Here is an 18,040-nt window from a genome sequence, read left to right on the forward strand (position 1 = left end):
CTCGTTTCCTTCACACCCTGCGCCACCCAATTGCCCGGCGGGCCGGTCACTTCCCGCTTGTGACCCCCAAGGCTTCTGAGTACACTGCCGCAAAAATTTACGGGCCACCTCGGCCGTCCCGCGCACCGGCGGCCATGTCCCCTGGGCCGTGGGATCGGAGCCGGTCCGCGGTGTGGTGGCAAACCGTGCCCGGTGGTCGTTCTCCCCCGGCACGTGCGGACGTCGCGCACCGCTCTCGCTACGAGGGGGTGCGCAGCCCTGGGGAAAAAAGGTCGTGGTCGATGGCGTTCTTTAAACGGAAGCATTTTGTTCTCGTCACGGCTGGTCTCGCCCTGGCGGCGTGTCAGTCGGGGAACAACGTCCTGTTCCCCTCGCTCAGTGGGTCATCCGGTGGTTCGTCCATCGCCACCGCGATTGAGGGAGGGCCGCCGCAACTCGGCAGCACCTACTTTGAACCCGAGGGGGTCACTCCCGGCGAGCCCACGGGCACCTTCGTGGGACAGAAGGTTGTCTCCTATCGCCAGGAACTGGCCCAGCTTCAGGAAACCATTCGCAACCAGAACACCCAGTTGCAGGCCCTGCGCAATAAGACCATTCAAGATAGCAATGGCTACCACGAAAACGTGGCCAGCATGCGCGCGCGCTTGCAGCTCGGGACCACCCCGGGCAACCCCATTCTCATGAACCGGTGGGAAACGGCCCAGGCCCAGCTCAACACCATCAACCAAGATGTGGTCTTGATGGATCAGTTGGGCCAGATGATCGCCGTCAACCAGGACACCGCGACCTATCTGTTGACCAGCGTGCGCTCGTCCTATGCCATCCCCGGCGCCGTGGACGAGGATCACCGCCAGTTGCGCATCGTCGAGGACGAGGCCCAGCAAACCGCCGTGCTCATCGACCGCTTGTTGAGCGAACTCAACTCCGATATCCGCCGCCAGACGGCCTACGTTGGCAACGAAAAGATCAACCTGGGCTCGTTGTCTACCGCCATTCGCAATGGTCAGCTCTTCGGCGCCGTTGGGCCCGATGGGTACAGCACCGCCCCGGTCATGGCCGGCCCCTCCCCGACCCCGGCCGCCATGGCGCCGTCGGGCGTGCCGCTGGTCGTCGTGCGCTTCGACCAACCCAATGTCCGCTTCGAGGAGCCCCTGACCCGGGCCGCCCAGGCGGCGCTGGCCCGCAATCCCAACGCGTCGTTCTCGGTGGTGGCCGTTTCCAGCGGCGCCGCCGGCACCGCCGCCCGGGGCGCCGAACAGGTCGTGCGTGTGCTCTCGCGCCTTGGTATCCCGCCCGGGCGCATCACCCAGACGGCGACCACCAGCTCGGGCACCGACGAAGTCCGCGTTTTCGTCCGCTGAGACCAAGGGGTCTGGGGAGGCCGTCCTCCTTCCCAGGCTTTCCCTTCGGGCCCGTGAGGGAGCATCACATGGGAAACGCCAAGTCAGCAGACAGGTAAGCCGCAACACCCAGGAGGGTCGTTGCGGCGTTCTGTTCGATTCTTTTTCTCCGATGACCGACCAACAGACGCCGCCCGGTATCTTGATCGAGCGGACGATATCTCATGAGCACCCCGCGCCCGACATGGGCTTTCTCGCTGTCGGCGGCTTTGCTGCTGATGGCGCCTTTTGACGTTCTCGCGTCGCTAGCGATGGACCTGTATCTCCCCGTCGTTCCCGCGATGCCCGGTCTTTTGAACACGACACCCTTTCTCATCCAACTCACCCTGAGCCTGTACATGGGGATGCTCGGTGTGGGGCAGGTGATCTTCGGCCCGATGTCGGATCGGCTGGGGCGGCGGCCCGTGCTGTTGGTCGGTGGATCGGTTTTCGTTGTCGCCTCTCTCGGCGCGGCGTGCTCGTCCACGGCCACGGCCTTTGTCGCGTTTCGTCTGCTGCAAGCGATGGGGGCCTCGGCGGCCTTGGTGGCGACCTTCGCGACGGTTCGCGATGTTTATGGCCGCCGGCCCGAGGGCGTTGTCATTTACGGTCTTTTCAGTTCGATTCTGGCTTTCGTGCCCGCCCTTGGCCCCCTTGTGGGCGCGTTGATCGGGGCGTGTTGCGGGTGGCGGGCGATTTTTGTGGTGCTGGCTGTCCTGGCCGTGCCGGCGCTGGTGAATGCTGGGGTCCAATGGCCTGAAACCCGCCCGGTGGTGGCCGCCAAGACGCGCCGCTTCGTTCTGCCGATCGTCACCAGCGTGGCCTTTTGGGTTTACACGCTGGGCTTCAGTGCCGGCATGGGCACCTTCTTCGTCTTCTTTTCAACCGCCCCTCGTGTGCTCATCGGCCAAGCGGGCTTTTCCGAGGTCGGCTTCAGCGTGGCTTTTGCGGGCGTCGCGGTCGTCATGATCGTGACAACCCGTTTCGCTAAAGCCTTTGTCGCCCGCTGGGGCATCGCGGGATGCGTTGCGCGCGGGATGGTGCTGCTTGTGTGCGGGGCCGTCTTCCTGGCTCTCGGTGAACTCTTCGGCTCGCCCTCGGTCCTGACCTTCATTCTGCCCATGGGGGGGATGGCGGTTGGCATTGTGGTTACGGTGTCCGTGACCGCCAACGGGGCCCTCGCACGGTTCGACGACACCGCCGGATCGGCTGTCGCCCTCTACTTCTGTTTCCAAAGCCTGATCGTCAGCCTCGCCGGGACGGGGGCGGTCGCCCTGCTCAACGGCGACACGGCATGGCCGATCATCGGGTACGCCGTGACGATGGCGGGGCTGGTCCTGGCGGGGCTGGCGCTGCTGCGCGTCCGTCCCGGCGAGCGGCCCGCCTGAGCGGGGGCCGACAGGACGGCGCGTCTCCCCGTGGTTTTCTAGCGCCGTTGATCGGTGAGCAGGGCCCGGCAGTCGGCGAGGCGGATATCCTCCAGGCTGTCCACCACCCGGGCCGCTCCGGGAAAACGCTCATGCCGGCTGTAGGTGGCGCGGGTGACCAAGCACTGCAAGCCAGCCGCCCTTGCAGCGGCCAGGCCAATCGCGCTGTCCTCAATGGCCAGGGCTTGGTCAGGGTCCAGGCCCAAACTGGAGAGGGCGAGGCGATAGATGGCGGGGTCGGGCTTGCGCCGTGCCACCTGATCGCCGGCAAAAATGTGGATCCGCTGGGCCCGGGCCGGTCCCAGGCCAGCGACCACGGCCCGCACCGAGCGTTCCTCCGACGTTGAGCACACCCCAATGTCCAAGCCAGCCGCCAGAGCCTCGTCCACCAGCCGCTCGACGCCGGGCCGCAAGGGAACCGCCCCTCTCGCCACCAGGGCGATGAAGTGGTCGGTTTTGCGCTGGTGCAGATCGGCAATCACCGGTTCGGGGAGTTCGGGGCCGAAGTGGCGGCGCAGGCGATGACGCCCGCCTCCGGTGTCGAGCAAGCTGCCGTAGTGGTCCACCGACCAATGATCGGTCAGGCCGGCATCGGTAAAGGCATGGTTAAAGGCCACCCGATGGCCGTCGCGTTCGGTGTCGGCCAACACGCCATCGCAATCAAACAACAACGCTCGCATGGGGGTCCTTTCGTTTGGGGGGCGCCCAGGGAGGAGGGAAAGGAGGGAACTCCCTTCCTTGCCCGTCCTCAAATCATCGCCCGCGCCCGCAACAACGCAATCACCTCGTCGGCTAACACGTCAGGATCCTGCTGATCCGTCGCGACCCGCAAGTCCGGCGCCTCGGGCGGCTCGTAAGGACTGCCCAGGCCGGTAAAGTTGGGAATCAGCCCGGCGCGGGCCTTGGCATAGAGCCCCTTGGGATCGCGCGCCTCGCAGACCGCCAGCGGGGCATCGACAAAAATCTCCACGAACAGGCCCTCGTCCATCAGATCCCGCGCCATCTGCCGCTCGGCTCGGAAAGGCGAAATGAAGCTCACCAGGGTGATCAGCCCGGCCTCGGTCATCAGCCGGGCCACCTCGGCCACGCGACGGATGTTTTCCACGCGATCGGCGTCGGTGAAGCCAAGATCCCGGTTTAATCCATGGCGCACATTGTCACCGTCCAACAACATGGTGTGGTGCCCCAGCCCATGCAAGCGCTGTTCGACCCGATCGGCCAAGGTGGATTTGCCCGAGCCCGACAGCCCGGTGAACCACAGTACGGCCGGCTTCTGTCCCTTGGCGGCGGCGCGGGCGGTACGATCAATGCGGGTTGGCTGCCAGTGGATATTGGCGGCGCGGCGCAGCGGGAAGTCGATCATGCCACACCCCACGGTGGCATTGCTCAGGCGGTCAATCAGGATGAAACCGCCCATGTCCCGGTTTTCCCGGTAGGGATCGAAGGCCACTGCCCGGTCAAAGGACAAGGTACACACCCCGACCTCGTTCATGTCCAAGGTCCGGGCCGCCAATGGGGTGAGGGTTGAGACGTCCAGGCGGTGTTTGAGCGCCGTCACCTTGGCTCCGGTCTCGGCGGTGCCAATCCGCGCCAAGTAGGGGCGGCCGGGCAACAGCGGGGCCGGGTCCATCCACACCACATGGGCCGACACCTGATCGCTAACCGGGCACGGTGCCCGGGCCAGGGTCAGGACATCGCCGCGTGCCACATCGACCGGGTCCTGCAACACCAAGGTCACCGACTGCCCGGCGCGGGCGCTTTCCAAGTCGCCGTCGGCGGTGACGATGCGGGCCAGTCGCGAGGTTTGTCCCGAGGGCCACACCGCCAGGGGGTCCCCGACCGAGACCATGCCGCCAACAATCAAGCCGGTCTGTCCGCGAAACCCGGCATCGGGTCGGCTGACCCCTTGCACGGGAAAGCGAAACGGCCCCAGCACCGGGTCGGTGAGCGGCGCCAGGGTTTCCAGGTGGTCCAGCAAGGAGGGGCCGGCATGCCAGGGGGCTTCGTCGGCCGGCCGGGTCACATTGGCCCCCGTCAGGGCCGACAGCGGCAAACAGGTGAGATCGGGCAGATCCAGGCGGGCGGCAAAAGCCCGGGCGTCGTCGGCAATGCGCCGGAACACCGCCTCGTCCCAGCCCACCAGATCCATCTTATTGACCGCCACCACCGCGTGGCGCAGGCCCATCAGCGACAGCAGCACGGCGTGGCGATGGGTTTGCGCCAGCAGGCCCAGGCGGGCGTCCACCAGCAACACCGCCACGTCGGCCGTTGAGGCGGCCGTGGCCATGTTGCGGGTGTATTGCGGGTGGCCCGGGGTGTCGGCCAGGATGAAACGGCGCCGAGGCGTGGAAAAATAGCGGTAGGCGACGTCGATGGTAATGCCCTGCTCGCGCTCGGCGGCGAGGCCGTCCACCAGCAAGGCGAAATCCAAGTGGTCGGGGCCGGTGGTGCCGTGGCGGGCCGAGTCCGTGCGCAGGGCTGCCAGTTGGTCATCATAGAGGGCTTGGGCGTCGTGGAGCAGGCGGCCGATCAGGGTCGATTTGCCGTCATCGACCGAGCCGCAGGTCAGCACCCGCAGCAAGGGCCGTTGCTCCCGTTGAGCCAGGCGCGCGGCAAGGGAGGGGGAAGAGGGGGAGGGGGGAGAGCCGGCGCGCATCAGAAGTAGCCCTCCTTTTTCTTGGCTTCCATTGAGGCGCCGCCCTCGCCGTCGATCAAGCGGCCCTGGCGCTCGCTGGTGCGGGTGGCCAGCATTTCCTCGATCACGGCTTCCAGGGTCTCGGCGTGGCTCTCAATGGCACCGGTCAGGGGGTAGCAGCCCAGGGTGCGAAAGCGAACCCAGCGCTGTTGCGGGATCTCGCCGGGCTGAAGCGGCAAGCGCTCGTCATCAACCAGGATCCAGGCCCCATCCCGCTTCACCACCGGCCGCGGCCGGGCGAAGTAGAGAGGAACCACCGGAATGTTTTCCTGATAAATGTACAACCAGACATCAAGTTCGGTCCAGTTGGACAAGGGGAATACCCGCAGACTCTCACCCGGGGCGACGTGGCCATTGTACAGCCGCCACAGCTCGGGGCGCTGGGCGCGCGGCTCCCAGGCGTGGGTGCGGGTCCGAAAGGAAAAGACCCGCTCCTTGGCCCGGCTCTTTTCCTCGTCGCGCCGCGCGCCACCCAACGCGGCATCAAAGCCGTGGCGCTCCAGGGCCTGCTTCAGCGCCTCGGTTTTCATGACGGCGGTATGGACCGCCCCGCCGTGGCTGACCGGCCCGATCCCCTGACGCACGCCGTCTTCATTGATGTGCACGATCAAGTCGAGATCGAGCGCCCGGGCCTGGTCGTCGCGAAAGGCGATCATCTCGCGAAACTTCCAGGTTGTGTCCACATGCAAGACCGGGAACGGCAGACGCCCCGGATAAAACGCCTTGCGCGCCAGATGGAGCAGAACCGAGCTGTCCTTGCCGATGGAGTAGAGCAACACCGGTGCGCGACACTGAGCGACCACCTCGCGCAAGATGTGGATGCTCTCGGCTTCAAGCTGGCGCAGGGAGGGCAGGGGGGCCGGGGGGGACGCCGACATGAAACAGGCTGCCTTGGCTGTCTTGGAGGAGCGCTTGTTGTGCGCCTTAGCGCCTATTTTGTCCATGCCCCACCCTTTTGATGCCCCAGGAAAGGCGGGGTCTGAGGAGGCCCCGCCCCCCCTGTCTTCTCTTTACTTTTTTACGCTTTTTTTCCCAATGCCCTGCCCTGGCCATGCGTCAGGGTTGACGCGGTATCCCGAGAAACGTATCGTCTTTTATCGAAAATAAATCTCGGGATAAATCCGGGCCGGAACAGGACGCTTTCCGGCAAATGGTCCCCAAGTCCGTAAAGTCGTATCTTCGGCTCGTTGGACCCCACCCGTCGTCCAGGCAAGGATAAGCAACGCGATATCCTTGCCCCCCATTCACGCAGACCGTCAGCTCTCCTCTCACGACCCCCTGTTTTTGTCTGAGCGGTCGCCTGTTGGAAGGAATACGGCCATGCGCGATCTTCGCGTTGCTGGATTCTTCGTAGTGCCTAGAGGAGCCTCTCTTCCTCGCCGCCTTATGCCTTTCGTTATAGCCCTTGCCCTGACCCTCCCCGGACTGGGGACCGCCCGGGCCGCCAATGGCGAGACCTTCCGGGCTCTCTCGCCGGAAGCCTCCCTGACCCCCTTGATCCAAGGCGAGAGCATCGCCCCCGAGGATCATCCCGCCATCGTCGAGGAAGCCCTCCAGGCCCTGGACTATAGTCTGGACGCGGTGCGCGATGGTTTCGTTGAAGTGCCGCCGGTGTTCCTCGCCCGGGTTCCCACCGACCTCAACACCCTGGGGTGGGGAGAGACCCGCAAGACCACCTTTCAAAAAGTGCTGCTGCCCCTGATCCTGGCCGTTAACGCCGACATCACCGAGGAGCGGGCCCGCCTGTTGGATCTTCAGGCCAGCCTCGCCCAGGGACAGCCCCTCACCCGCTTGGACCAGGACTGGCTGGCCCGCCTTGCCGACCGCTACGAGATCGCGAGCCCCAGCCCCGAGGCCCTCCTGATCCGGGTTGATGCGGTTCCCCCCTCTCTTGCCCTGGGGCAGTCCGCCCTCGAAACCGGCTGGGGGGCGCCCGCCTTGTGCTGGAAACCCAAAACCTCTTCGGACACGTCGGGGGCGGGCGCTTTGACACCTTGCTGGACGCGGTCCACGCCTACGTCCACAACCTCAACACCCATCCGCAGTACGAGGGGTTCCGCCTCGCGCGGTCCCAGGCCCGAGCCGAGGGCGAAAAAACCCTCGACGGCGATCGCCTCGCCGCCACCCTTCGGGGCTACTCCACCCGCGGCATGGCCTATGTCGCCGACCTGCGCGCCTTGATGCGCGACAACACCATGGCCAGCCTCGATGGGGCCCGCCTCGGTCGGGTCACGCCACGGCGCTGGGCCCAGGCCTGGTAACCCGCCCACGCCCTCAGGGAACGAGGGGTCTGGGGAGGCTCGCCTCCCCAGACTTCCCTTCGCCCCCCGGGCTCCCGCGCGACGGCAGACTCGACCAACACGCTCCAGAGCCTTAGGCTTTCAGGCGAAGCAGACAGGTCCTCGCGGGGAGTATCTTGCATGTCTCAAGGCCGATTGGCCGGGCTGGCCCGGCGCCTGGGCGGCGCCGTTTTCGCCCTCCTTGTTTTGTTTGGCGTCGCGTTCGCGGGACGCGCCTTTTTGTTGCCCGGGTTCGACCTGGGGCCCCAGACCGGCATTGGCGGGCCCTTTACCCTGGTGGACGGGAGCGGGACCACCGTGACCGAAAAAACCTATGCCGGACGCTTCTTGCTGGTCTTCTTCGGGTACACCTTCTGCCCGGACGTGTGCCCGACTGATCTCGCCATTCTGGGGCGTACCTTGGACCTGCTGCCCCCTGAAGCCCGGGGCCGGGTGGCACCGCTGTTCATCTCGGTTGATCCCGAGCGCGACACCCCTGAAAGCGTGAGCCAGTATGCCAAGGCCTTTCACCCGGCCCTGATCGGCCTTACCGGCACCCCAGAGCAGGTGGCGGCAGTAACCCGAGCCTATCGGGCCCAGTATCAGCGGGTAGAAGCGCAAAACGGCGGGGTTTATACCATCGATCACTCGGCCTACACCTACCTGATGGGGCCCGACGGCCGGTTTCTTGCGCACTTCGAGCACGCCACACGGCCCGAGACCATGGCAGCCGTCCTGCGCAAGGTGATGGGATTGCCCGCATCGTGACGCCGATCTCCCGCACTCCCGGACTCATAATCGCCGCCCCGGCCTCGGGGTCGGGCAAAACCACCGTGACCTTGGGCCTCTTGCGGGCCCTCGCCCGGCGTGGCGTGGCCGTGGCCGGCGCCAAGGCCGGGCCGGATTACATCGACCCCGCCTTTCATGCCGCCGCCAGCCGGCGTCCCTGCCTGACCCTGGATACCTGGGCCATGCCGGGGCCGCTGGTCCGCGCCCTAGCCGGCAGCCGCCCCGACCTTGGCCTCGTGATCGCCGAGGGGGTCATGGGGCTGTTCGACGGGGCGCTGGGGGTCGGTGATCCCCTGGCCGATGGCTCGTCGGCCGCGCTGGCCGCGCTTACCGGCTGGCCCGTGGTCTTGGTGGTGCCGGCCAAGGGGATGAGCGCCAGCGCCGGCGCCCTGGTTGCCGGTTTTGCCCGGCATCGGCCCGACGTTTCGCTGGCGGGGGTGATCTTCAACCGGGTGGGCTCGGCGCGTCACCTGGAGGCGCTGACCCAGGCGGTTGTCGCAGCGGTCCCCGAGGGGCGTGTCCTCGGCGGGCTGCCCCACGCGCCGGCGCTTACGGTGCCGGAGCGCCATTTGGGGCTGGTTCAGGCCGGCGAGCATCCCGCTTTGGACGCCTATCTGGAGCAGGCCGCCGACCTTGTGGAACGCCATCTCGATCTCGAAGGACTGGCCGCCCTGGCCCGCCCCTTGCGCGATGGCGAAAGCGATGCGGCCCGCCTGATGTGGCCGCCGCTGGGACAAACCGTGGCCGTGGCGCGCGACGATGCCTTTGCCTTTTGTTACCCGGCCTTGCTGGAGGGGTGGCGCGCCGCCGGGGCGGAGGTGGTGTTTTTCTCACCCCTGGCCGACGAGGCCCCCCCGGACAGCGCCGATGCGGTCTATCTGCCGGGGGGCTACCCGGAACTACACGCCGGGCGGCTCGCCGCCGCCGCCACCTTCCTCAGCGGCCTGCGCCGCGCCGCCGCGCGGGGGGCCCGGGTTTATGGCGAGTGCGGGGGCTATATGGTGCTGGGCCGCACCCTGACCGACGCCGAGGGCAAGGCCCACGCCATGGCGGGTCTGTTGCCGGTCGAGACCAGTTTTAAGGTGCGCAAGCGGTGCTTGGGCTATCGGGTCGGACGCTGGCTGACCGACGCTGGACCGGGGCGGCCCGGGCAGATCTTTCGCGGGCACGAGTTCCATTATGCCAGCGTGACCGCCGAGGCCTCGGTCGGCCGCTTGGTGCGCCTGAGCGATGCGGCCGGAACCGACCTGGGGGCGGCGGGACACTTTGCCGGGCGGGTGGCCGGGAGTTTTCTCCATGTGGTCGCCGGACCGTTCGAGGTCTTGCGGGCGTGAGGTCGTCTTGCGGCCGGCGGCCAGGAGCGGCACCGGTGTCGGCAGGAAGCGAGGGGGGAACGCCCCGCCCTGTCCTGCCGCACCGATGCGCTTTCTGGGGGCTTCCCCCTCAGATGGACGGTCGTTTGCCGTGGTACCAGATCAGCCACGCCAAGCCGCGCCCCAAAAACACCAAGGCCAGGATCTCAAGGAAAGCCGCAAGCCCGCTCCCAAGGATCCGTAGCCCATTCAGTTCCTGAGGCGACAGCGGCGAGATCAGAGCGATGGCTGCTGGCAGCGCACCTTCAAGTAAAAACGCTTCAACCACCACCATTATTGCCAGCACTACCCAGAACAGTGACTGAATTAATAGACTAAGCGTCACGACATTAAACGCTGTTTGATTTCCAGATTCCCAGAGGTTTAGCGCATTTATCTTGTATGAGCTGGTATTTTGCTGGCGGATGATGGGCGGCGATGCTTGTCGATGTTTAATGATCACAAACGGCGCAACAAAAAAAACACAAAAGGCGAGAGCGATGACAAGAAAGGGGGRAGACTGAAGCTGTTGGTCTAGGATCATGGTGCTTCTCCGCGCGCCGATGCCAGCAAGGGATGCTCTTGGATACCGAGGAAGCGTAAATTAAAACCTTAGTTGGTCAAGCAGCAAATAACTCGACATGCGTGTGCGGCGCCGCTACGAGAGTGTCGGGGAGGGTATATTTGTGCGACGCACAATATTCTTGACAGGCGCCCTGGCAATGCACATTTTAGCGTTATGTTGCGCCGCACAAGAGCGGCGTCACGCCAAACTAGGCGGTCCCCGCCGCGCTTCTAGATGAAAAGGAACACGTGATGTTGAAGACCTATGAAGATCTGCTGAAGTTCAGCAAGGACAATCTTAACGCTGCCGTTGCCTTTAACACTACCCTGACCAAGGGTCTGGAAGACCTGTACCGCGAGAACGTCGGCTTTGCCGGCAAGGCCCTGGAGACCGCCGTTGAGGCCGGCAAGGAAATCGCCGCCGCCAAGTCTCCGGTGGATGTGGCCAGCGTGCAGACCAAGGTGGCCCGCGAGACGGTCGAGGCCCTTGTTGCTCAGTCGCGTAAGGTCACCGAGCTGACCTCCGAGGCCCTGAAGGCCGCGCTAGAGCCGGTGAACGCCCGCGCCAAGGAAGCGATGACCCTGTTTGCCGTCAAGGCCGCGTGAGACCTTACGACGGTTACGGAACCTCCCCCCCTCAAGGCCCCCGGGGGACGAAGCTGTCTGGACCCCTCTGGTTATCGGACACCATGGGGTCCAGGCGCTCCCGGCTGGTTCAGCTCGCCGGTGTCAGAGCGGTGTCGCGGGCAAACGCCCAGTAGAGGTCACGCGCTTTGCGATACCAGGGGCCCTGGGGCAAGTCGCGATCCTCCAGGCGGCGGCAGGGGCCGACCTTGAAATAGTTGCCGGTGGCAAAAATTTCGTCGGCATCGCGCAGTTCGGCAAACTCCACGGCGCGCTCGACCACATCCACCCCCGCGTCACGCAGCAGGCGGATGACCCGCTGGCGGGTCAGGCCGTTTAGGAACGTGCCGTTGGGCACCGGGCTGATCACCTGGGAGCCCCGAGCAAAGAACAGATTCGTGTAGCTGAATTCGGCAACGTTCCCGGCGGGATCGAGCACGACCCCGGTATCGAACCCCCGCTCGCGCGCCCAGCGCAAGCCCCGCCCCACGTTGGGATACAAGCAACTGGCCTTGGCGCCGGTGGGGGCTTGGTCGCGGGCAGGACGCCGGAAGGGGGTCAGGCACGCCGAGAAGCCGTCTGGGGCGGGCAGGGGAGCCTCCCAGATTGAGAGCACGAGTCGGGCACTCTCGGCGTCGGGCAAGATAAAGCCGGTCTCGCCATACACCATGGGGCAGATATAGAGATCGGCGTCGGCCTCAAAACGGCTCTGAAAGCGGCGGATGCCCTCCCAGGCCAGTTCAGCGATCTCGGCGCCGGTCAGGCAGGGCTCCAACCCCATGAGCCGAGCCGACTGGGTCAGGCGCTCGCAATGGGGCAAAAGGTCGGGAGCCATCCCGTCGAAATAGCGGGCGCCATCAAAGACGGTAGAGGCCATCCATACGCCGTGAGTGGTGGGGCCAAGCAGAGCTGGGTTGCCTTCCTGCCAGTCGCCGTCCACGCATACCAGGGTCCGTTGCCGCCCGTGTGCGGTGCCATGACCTGCCATGGGGTGATCCTCCTTGCGCGTCCCGAGGGCGCGTCGCGCCGCGCTCCGTTCTGCCTTGAGAGTAGCCGGGCTGCTCGCTTTTTGTCCACCGGGCCATGGGGCTCGGGGAGGGCACGGCTTGGTTTTGACGAGAGCGGCCTTGCGTTTTACGTCGGACCGGGCAACCCTTGACCCGAGACTCGAGGAGGGGGACCGCTCTTCCAAGCCATCGAGCGTCATGACAACGGTCTGAGGCGCTGGGGCCCGGGTTGGGTGCCTTTGGCGTTCAGGGCCTTTCCTCTGGCTTGCGACGGGGACCGCCTATCCATGTATCCCTATGATTTTGTTCTCGACCTTGCCGTTTGGGCCGCGTTGGCGCCTTTGATCGGCTTGGCCCTTGTCGTGGTGGGGGTCGGAGGGCTGGCGTGGCACTGGCGCCAGGCGTGGCTTGCCGTCCAAGAAGAGCGCCAGGGGGTCGAGGGTCAGGTGGAAATCCTGCGCGAAACCCTCGTCACCAGTGCCGACGGCTACATGATGTGGACCGTCGGGGACGATTTTGTCTGTTCGCGCCGTTTGGCCGTCTTGCTGCGCTTGGCGGGGGGCGAGACCTCCACGTTCGAGGATGTGCTGTCGGGCTTCACGGCCCCCCATGCCGAGGCCTTGCGCCGCGCCATCGCCGGCCTGCGCGACACCGGCGTGGGCTTCGTGCTGGACCTGGAGCGCGAGACCAGCGGCCGATGGTTGCGCACCGTCGGCGTCGCCGCCACCGGCCAGGATGGCCGAACCGTGGCCGACGTGGTGTGGATGCGTGATGTCACGGATGAAGCCCGGGTGAGTGGCGAGTTGGAACAGCGCGTGGCGTCGTTGCAAGCCGAACGCGATCGCCTGCGCGCCGTTCTCGACACCTTGCCCACCCCGGTGTGGACCCGGGACGACAGCCTGACCATCCAAGACTGCAACTGGGCTTTTGCCCGGGCCCTCGATCAGCCCGAAGACGACGAGGTCCCCGCCCAGCGCCGCGAACTGGCAACGGGGGGAGCGGGCCAAGAAATGCGGGCCCTGGCCGCGCGCAGCCGGGCGGCGGGGGAAGCCTGCCGGGCGCGGTTTCACGCCATTTTGGAGGGCGAGCGTCGGCTGCTCGACATCACCGAGACACCGGTGACCCAAGGACCGCTGGCTGGCTTTACCGTGGGGCTGGCCCAGGACATCACCCCCATCGAGGAGGTGGAAAGCCGCCTGGAACGCGAGATCGAGGCCCACGCCGAGGTCTTGGAGCGTTTGGGCTCGGCCATTGCCCTGTTCGGGATCGACACCCGCCTGCGCTTCCACAACGCGGCCTTTGCCCAACTGTGGGGGCTGGAGGCGGCGTGGCTGGCCGCCGGCCCCGGCTATGGCGACTTTCTGGAGCGCCTGCGCGAGAACCGGCGCCTGCCCGAGGTGGCCGACTTTCCCGCCTTCAAGGCCGGGGAACTGGGCTTTTTCACCAAGCTCTTGCGCCCGCGCGAAGATATTTTGCACCTGCCCGATGGCGCCACCTTGCGCCGGGTGGTGGCGCCCCACCCCCTGGGCGGCCTGATCGCCACCTTCGAGGACGTGACCGACTCTTTGGCCCTGGAGCGCTCTTACAACCAGTTGACCGCGGTGTTGCGCGAAACCCTCGATCATCTGCACGAGGCTGTTGCCGTGTTCGGGGCCAATGGCCGGTTGCGGCTGTTCAACCCGACCTTTGTCAACCTCCTCGACTTGCAAGACTCCTTGGGCGAGCCGCTGGCCGCCGACCTCGTGACCCGGCTTGACCCCTCCATGCGGCCGGGCCCCCAGTGGGAGACCTTCCGGCGCCGACTGGCGGCACGCAGCGAGGGCCGGGGGCCACGCACCGGCCAACTCGTGCGGATGGATGGCCGCCACCTTGACTATGCCACCGTCCCTCTGCCCGATGGCGGCCTGCTCCTGTCCATCTTGGATGTCACCGACCGAGTGCGGGTCGAGCAAGCCCTGCGCGAACGCACCGAGGCCCTGCGCGCCGCCGACCGCATGAAGAGCGCTTTTATCGAGAACATTTCCTATGAACTGCGCTCGCCGCTCGGGGTGCTGTCCGGGCTGGCCGGTGCGCTGGCCGATCCGACCCACGACGGCGTGGGCGAGAGCGCGCGTGAAACGGTGGGACGGATCGTCGAGGGCATTGGCCAGCTCTCGCGCCTTGTCGAGGAGATCAGCGGTCTGGTCAGCATCGAGGCGGGGAACCTGTCCTTGGATCTTGATGCCTTCGATGTCCCGGCCTTGCTCTCGGCGGTGCTGGCCCTGGGCCGCGAGGCGGCGCGTCGGCGAGGCGTCACCTTGAGCGAGGATTGTCCCGCCGACATCGGCTGGATGGTGGGGGATGCGACCCGGGTCAAACAGATCCTCTATCACCTGATGTCCACAGCCCTCACCAGCACGGGGCCCGGCGGCGCGGTGGTGCTGGCGGCGCGGCGTGACAGCGCCAACGCCCGGGATTGGATGGTTTTTACCGTGGCCGACACCGGGGGCGCGGTCGAGGGCCTTGGCAGCACGGTGCCCGGCGAAGGCCTGGGGCTCGCTTTGGTGCACCGCTTCGCCGAACTGCACGGCGGCTCCCTGGCGATCGAGGGCGACCCCCAAAACGGAACCACCGCCACCGTGCGCCTCCCCGTCGGCGGCTAACGCCCCCCAGGGAAAGGAGGGGCCTGCTCCCCAGCCTTGTTCAGTCTGCCGCCGAGCCCGCGACCGCCCGACTGAGCAAGCTGGTATCCCCATACGAATAAAACCGATAGCCGGCGGCGATGGCATGGGCATAGGCCGCGTGCATGGTCTCCAGCCCGGCAAAGGCCGACACCAGCATGAACAGGGTCGAGCGCGGCAGGTGGAAGTTGGTCAATAAACGATCCACCACCTTGAAGCGGGCACCCGGCACCAAAAACAAGCGGGTGGCCTCGTCGAACGGATGGACGATGCCGCTATCGTCGGCGGCGCTTTCCAGCAGACGCAAGGCGGTGGTGCCGACCGCCACGATCTTCCCGCCGGCCGCACGGGTGGCATTGATGGTCGCCGCCACCTCGGGGGTCAGGACACCGCGCTCGGCGTGCATGCGGTGGTCGTTGGTGTCGTCGGCAGTAACCGGCAAAAAGGTCCCGGCCCCCACGTGCAAGGTCACCGCCACCCGGCCGATGCCGCGCGCCGCCAGGGCATCGAGCAGGGCCGGGGTCAGGTGCAAGCCGGCCGTGGGGGCGGCGACCGCGCCATCCACCCGGGCATAGACGGTCTGATAATCGGTCCGATCGCGCGCGTCGTCCTCGCGGCCCATGTAGGGGGGCAGGGGCAGGCGGCCATGGGCCTCCAGCGCCGCCATCAAGGCCGCACCGGCCACGTTAAACCGCAACACCGCCTCGCCGCCCTCGCCCCGGGACTCGACCACGGCGCGAAAGTCCTCGGCGAAGAGAATCTCCCGCCCCGGCGTCAGCTTGCGTGCCGGCTTGGCAAAGCAGCGCCAGCAGTCCAGGGCTTCTTGAAAGTGCAAGGTCACCTCGACGCCCCCGGCCCCGACCCGGCCCTTGAGCCGCGCCGGAATCACCCGGGTGTCGTTGAGCACCAAGAGGTCGCCCGGCGCCAACAACGCGGGGAAATCACGCACGCTCAGGTCTTGCAGCGCCGCACCGGGCCCCACCCGCAACAAGCGGGCCGCCTCGCGCGGCTCGGCCGGACGCACGGCGATCCGCTCGCGCGGGAGATCGAAATCAAATAAATCCACTCTCATGCCGGGAGCTTTCGCACCAAAGGAATCGGGACGCCCCAATCGGGTTTTTCTGGTCACGCGCCACTTGGTGTGCTTTACCAACACCGCGCCCGGCGGTGAAAGAGAATTCCGTTGGCGCCTGGCTGGGCGCCGGAACGTCGGACGATTGGACAAGGGGGAAACCATGGCCGACGATACCGATCTTCGCGAAACCCTGGACCACCACCCGTTCTTGCGGGGACTTGAGCCGACCTTGATCGATCGCTTGGCCGATCTGGCCCACGAGGGACAGTTTGCTGCCGGCGAAACCCTGTTGAGCGAGGGCCGCCTCGCCGAGCGCTTCTTTCTCGTCTTGGATGGCACCATCACCTTGGGGGTTGCCCAGGGCAGCGACAAGCTGAGGGTCATTGAGGTGGTGCGCGAGGGCGATGCCCTGGGCTGGTCCTGGCTGATCCCGCCCTATCATTGGACCTTCGAGGCCCGCACCCGCACCCCCGTGCGCGCCCTGGTCATTGATGCCGTCACGTTGCGTGAACGCATGCGCCACGACCACCAGTTGGCCCACGCCTTGATGGACCGCATCTTGCCCGTCATGGCCGCCCGCTTACGCGCCGCCCGCCTCGAAGTCCTGGCCTGCGAAACCAACCACGCCCCTTCCTGACCCGAGGGGTCTGGGGAGGCCCGCCTCCCCAGCCTTGCCTTTGTGGGTCGCTCAGGACGGAAACGCGAACTGCGCCCCCTCGCGCACTTGGCTTGATGGCCAGCGCTGGGTAATGGTCTTGCGCCGGGTGTAGAACCGCACCGCATCCGGGCCATAGGCCGCAAGATCGCCAAACAGCGAACGCTTCCAACCGCCAAAGCTGTGGTACGACACCGGCACCGGCAACGGCACGTTGATGCCGACCATGCCCACCTGAATGGTCTCGGCGAAATACCGCGCCGCCTCGCCATCGCGGGTGAATAGGCAGGTGCCGTTGCCGAACTCGTGAGCATTGATCAGGTCGATGCCCTCTTGCACGCTGGCCACCCGGACGACACCGAGAACGGGACCAAAAATCTCGTCCTTGTAGATGCTCATGGCCGGCGTGACGTGATCGAACAAGCAACCGCCCAGGAAGAAGCCGTCCTCGTGCCCGGGCACCCGCAGTCCCCGACCATCGACCACCAAGCTCGCTCCCTCGGTCACGCCCTGATCGACATAGCCGCGCACCTTCTCGTAATGCGCCCGGGTGACCAGGGGCCCCATCTCGCAGCCCGGCACGTCGCCCGGCGCCACCCGCAGGCCAGCCAGCTTGTCCTTGAGACGCGCCACCAGGGCGTCGGCCACGGCATCGCCGACCGCCACCACGATGGAAATCGCCATGCAGCGCTCGCCGGCCGAGCCATAGGCCGCCCCCATCAGGGCATTGACCGCGTTGTCCAGATCGGCATCCGGCATGACGATGGCGTGGTTCTTGGCGCCGCCCAGCGCCTGCACCCGTTTGCCGTGGGCGGTGCCGGTGGCATAGACGTATTCTGCGATGGGGGTGGAGCCGACAAAGCTCACCGCCTGCACCCGGGGATCGGTCAGCAGGGCGTCCACCGCCTCCTTGCCGCCGTTGACCACGTTGAGCACCCCGGGCGGCAGGCCGGCCTCGTGGGCCAACTCGGCAAGGCGCAGGGCAGCGCTCGGGTCACGCTCTGAGGGCTTGAGCACAAAGGTGTTGCCGCAGGCCACCGCCGCCGGAATCATCCACAAGGGCACCATGGCCGGGAAGTTGAACGGCGTGATCCCCGCCACTACCCCCAGCGGCTGGAACACCGACCAACTGTCGATCTCCGGCCCAACGTTGCGGCAGTGCTCGCCCTTGAGCAGGGTGGGAATGGCCGTGGCGAACTCGACATTCTCAATCCCGCGCTGCAATTCGCCGCGGGCGTCGTCCAGGGCCTTGCCGTGCTCGCGGGTGATCAGCGCGCACAGGGCATCGGCGTTGGCCTCCAGCAGGTCGCGCCAGCGGGCCATCACCCGGGCGCGCTTGGCCGGCGGCAGGTCGCGCCACGCCGGAAAGGCGGCCTGGGCGGCGGCAATCGCCGCCTCCACCGTCGCCACACCAGCCAGGGCGACCTGGCCCACAACCTGGGCGGTGGCCGGATTGACCACGTCTTGCAAACGCTCCATCGGCCCCGGCGCCACGGCGTGACCGTTAATCAGGTGAGCAATCAGAGTCATCGGG

15 protein-coding genes are annotated in these 18,040 nt (G+C 66.5%); 8 read left to right on the forward strand and 7 right to left on the reverse strand.

What is annotated here, in order from left to right:
- Positions 1–281: 281 nt before the first annotated feature.
- Together RSPPHO_RS04135 and cml are read left to right on the forward strand one after the other, a co-directional pair.
- Positions 282–1,361 (forward strand): hypothetical protein, encoded by a 1,080-nt coding sequence (locus tag RSPPHO_RS04135; RefSeq protein WP_041794107.1) that lies wholly within the window; start codon positions 282–284, stop codon positions 1,359–1,361.
- 203 nt (positions 1,362–1,564) lie between these two features.
- Positions 1,565–2,767, forward strand: a complete 1,203-nt coding sequence (cml, locus tag RSPPHO_RS04140) for a CmlA/FloR family chloramphenicol efflux MFS transporter (RefSeq protein WP_014414017.1) — start codon at positions 1,565–1,567, stop codon at positions 2,765–2,767.
- Positions 2,768–2,805: 38 nt separating this feature from the next.
- Here cml and RSPPHO_RS04145 read toward each other — a convergent pair whose 3' ends face one another.
- The 3 genes from RSPPHO_RS04145 to cysD all read right to left on the reverse strand — a co-directional run bounded on the left by RSPPHO_RS04145 (position 2,806) and on the right by cysD (position 6,355).
- The gene (locus RSPPHO_RS04145; protein ID WP_051013638.1) at positions 2,806–3,486 is read right to left on the reverse strand and encodes an HAD-IA family hydrolase; all 681 of its coding nucleotides are present in this window, start codon (positions 3,484–3,486) and stop codon (positions 2,806–2,808) included.
- A 68-nt stretch (positions 3,487–3,554) separates the two neighbouring features.
- On the reverse strand, positions 3,555–5,462 hold the full coding sequence (cysC, locus tag RSPPHO_RS04150; RefSeq protein ID WP_014414019.1) for an adenylyl-sulfate kinase: 1,908 nt from the start codon (positions 5,460–5,462) through the stop codon (positions 3,555–3,557).
- Complete coding sequence (gene cysD, locus RSPPHO_RS04155; protein WP_422610589.1) at positions 5,462–6,355, reverse strand: sulfate adenylyltransferase subunit CysD; 894 nt, start codon at positions 6,353–6,355, stop codon at positions 5,462–5,464. Before cysD ends, cysC begins: the two co-directional genes overlap by 1 nt.
- Before the next feature lie 466 nt (positions 6,356–6,821).
- On the opposite strand from cysD, the gene RSPPHO_RS04160 reads away from it, so the two are divergent.
- The 3 genes from RSPPHO_RS04160 to RSPPHO_RS04170 all read left to right on the forward strand — a co-directional run bounded on the left by RSPPHO_RS04160 (position 6,822) and on the right by RSPPHO_RS04170 (position 9,903).
- Positions 6,822–7,682, forward strand: coding sequence for a glucosaminidase domain-containing protein (locus tag RSPPHO_RS04160; RefSeq protein WP_157879079.1), 861 nt, complete (start codon positions 6,822–6,824; stop codon positions 7,680–7,682).
- A 239-nt stretch (positions 7,683–7,921) separates the two neighbouring features.
- Positions 7,922–8,548: an SCO family protein gene (locus RSPPHO_RS04165; protein ID WP_014414023.1), complete on the forward strand. Its 627-nt coding sequence runs from the start codon at positions 7,922–7,924 to the stop codon at positions 8,546–8,548.
- Positions 8,545–9,903 carry a cobyrinic acid a,c-diamide synthase CobB gene (locus RSPPHO_RS04170; protein ID WP_014414024.1) on the forward strand — a complete coding sequence of 453 codons (1,359 nt, stop codon included), beginning with the start codon at positions 8,545–8,547 and terminating at the stop codon, positions 9,901–9,903. The genes RSPPHO_RS04165 and RSPPHO_RS04170 overlap by 4 nt, the downstream gene beginning before the upstream one ends.
- Positions 9,904–10,012: 109 nt before the next feature.
- Here the strand turns inward: RSPPHO_RS04170 and RSPPHO_RS04175 are convergent, their stop codons facing one another.
- The gene (locus RSPPHO_RS04175) at positions 10,013–10,465 is read right to left on the reverse strand and encodes a hypothetical protein (protein ID WP_041794123.1); all 453 of its coding nucleotides are present in this window, start codon (positions 10,463–10,465) and stop codon (positions 10,013–10,015) included.
- A 272-nt stretch (positions 10,466–10,737) separates the two neighbouring features.
- On the opposite strand from RSPPHO_RS04175, the gene RSPPHO_RS04180 reads away from it, so the two are divergent.
- Complete coding sequence (locus RSPPHO_RS04180) at positions 10,738–11,091, forward strand: phasin family protein (protein WP_041794126.1); 354 nt, start codon at positions 10,738–10,740, stop codon at positions 11,089–11,091.
- A 109-nt stretch (positions 11,092–11,200) separates the two neighbouring features.
- On the opposite strand, the gene RSPPHO_RS04185 is transcribed toward RSPPHO_RS04180, so the two are convergent.
- Entirely contained in the window at positions 11,201–12,097 is an 897-nt protein-coding gene (locus RSPPHO_RS04185; RefSeq protein ID WP_041794128.1) for a branched-chain amino acid aminotransferase, read from the reverse strand.
- A 306-nt stretch (positions 12,098–12,403) separates the two neighbouring features.
- Between RSPPHO_RS04185 and RSPPHO_RS04190 the strand changes: the two genes are divergently transcribed.
- The gene (locus tag RSPPHO_RS04190) at positions 12,404–14,758 is read left to right on the forward strand and encodes a PAS domain-containing sensor histidine kinase (RefSeq protein WP_081581641.1); all 2,355 of its coding nucleotides are present in this window, start codon (positions 12,404–12,406) and stop codon (positions 14,756–14,758) included.
- Between the two features lie 40 nt (positions 14,759–14,798).
- On the opposite strand, the gene queA is transcribed toward RSPPHO_RS04190, so the two are convergent.
- Positions 14,799–15,848: a tRNA preQ1(34) S-adenosylmethionine ribosyltransferase-isomerase QueA gene (queA, locus tag RSPPHO_RS04195; protein ID WP_041794130.1), complete on the reverse strand. Its 1,050-nt coding sequence runs from the start codon at positions 15,846–15,848 to the stop codon at positions 14,799–14,801.
- Positions 15,849–16,011: 163 nt separating this feature from the next.
- Here queA and RSPPHO_RS17550 point away from each other — a divergent pair, with 163 nt between their 5' ends.
- Positions 16,012–16,488 carry a cyclic nucleotide-binding domain-containing protein gene (locus tag RSPPHO_RS17550; protein ID WP_157879080.1) on the forward strand — a complete coding sequence of 159 codons (477 nt, stop codon included), beginning with the start codon at positions 16,012–16,014 and terminating at the stop codon, positions 16,486–16,488.
- A gap of 51 nt (positions 16,489–16,539) precedes the next feature.
- On the opposite strand, the gene RSPPHO_RS04205 is transcribed toward RSPPHO_RS17550, so the two are convergent.
- On the reverse strand, positions 16,540–18,036 hold the full coding sequence (locus RSPPHO_RS04205; protein WP_014414030.1) for a CoA-acylating methylmalonate-semialdehyde dehydrogenase: 1,497 nt from the start codon (positions 18,034–18,036) through the stop codon (positions 16,540–16,542).
- Positions 18,037–18,040: the final 4 nt, after the last annotated feature.

The sequence above is a fragment of the Pararhodospirillum photometricum DSM 122 genome, from assembly GCF_000284415.1.
Lineage (GTDB): Bacteria > Pseudomonadota > Alphaproteobacteria > Rhodospirillales > Rhodospirillaceae > Pararhodospirillum > Pararhodospirillum photometricum.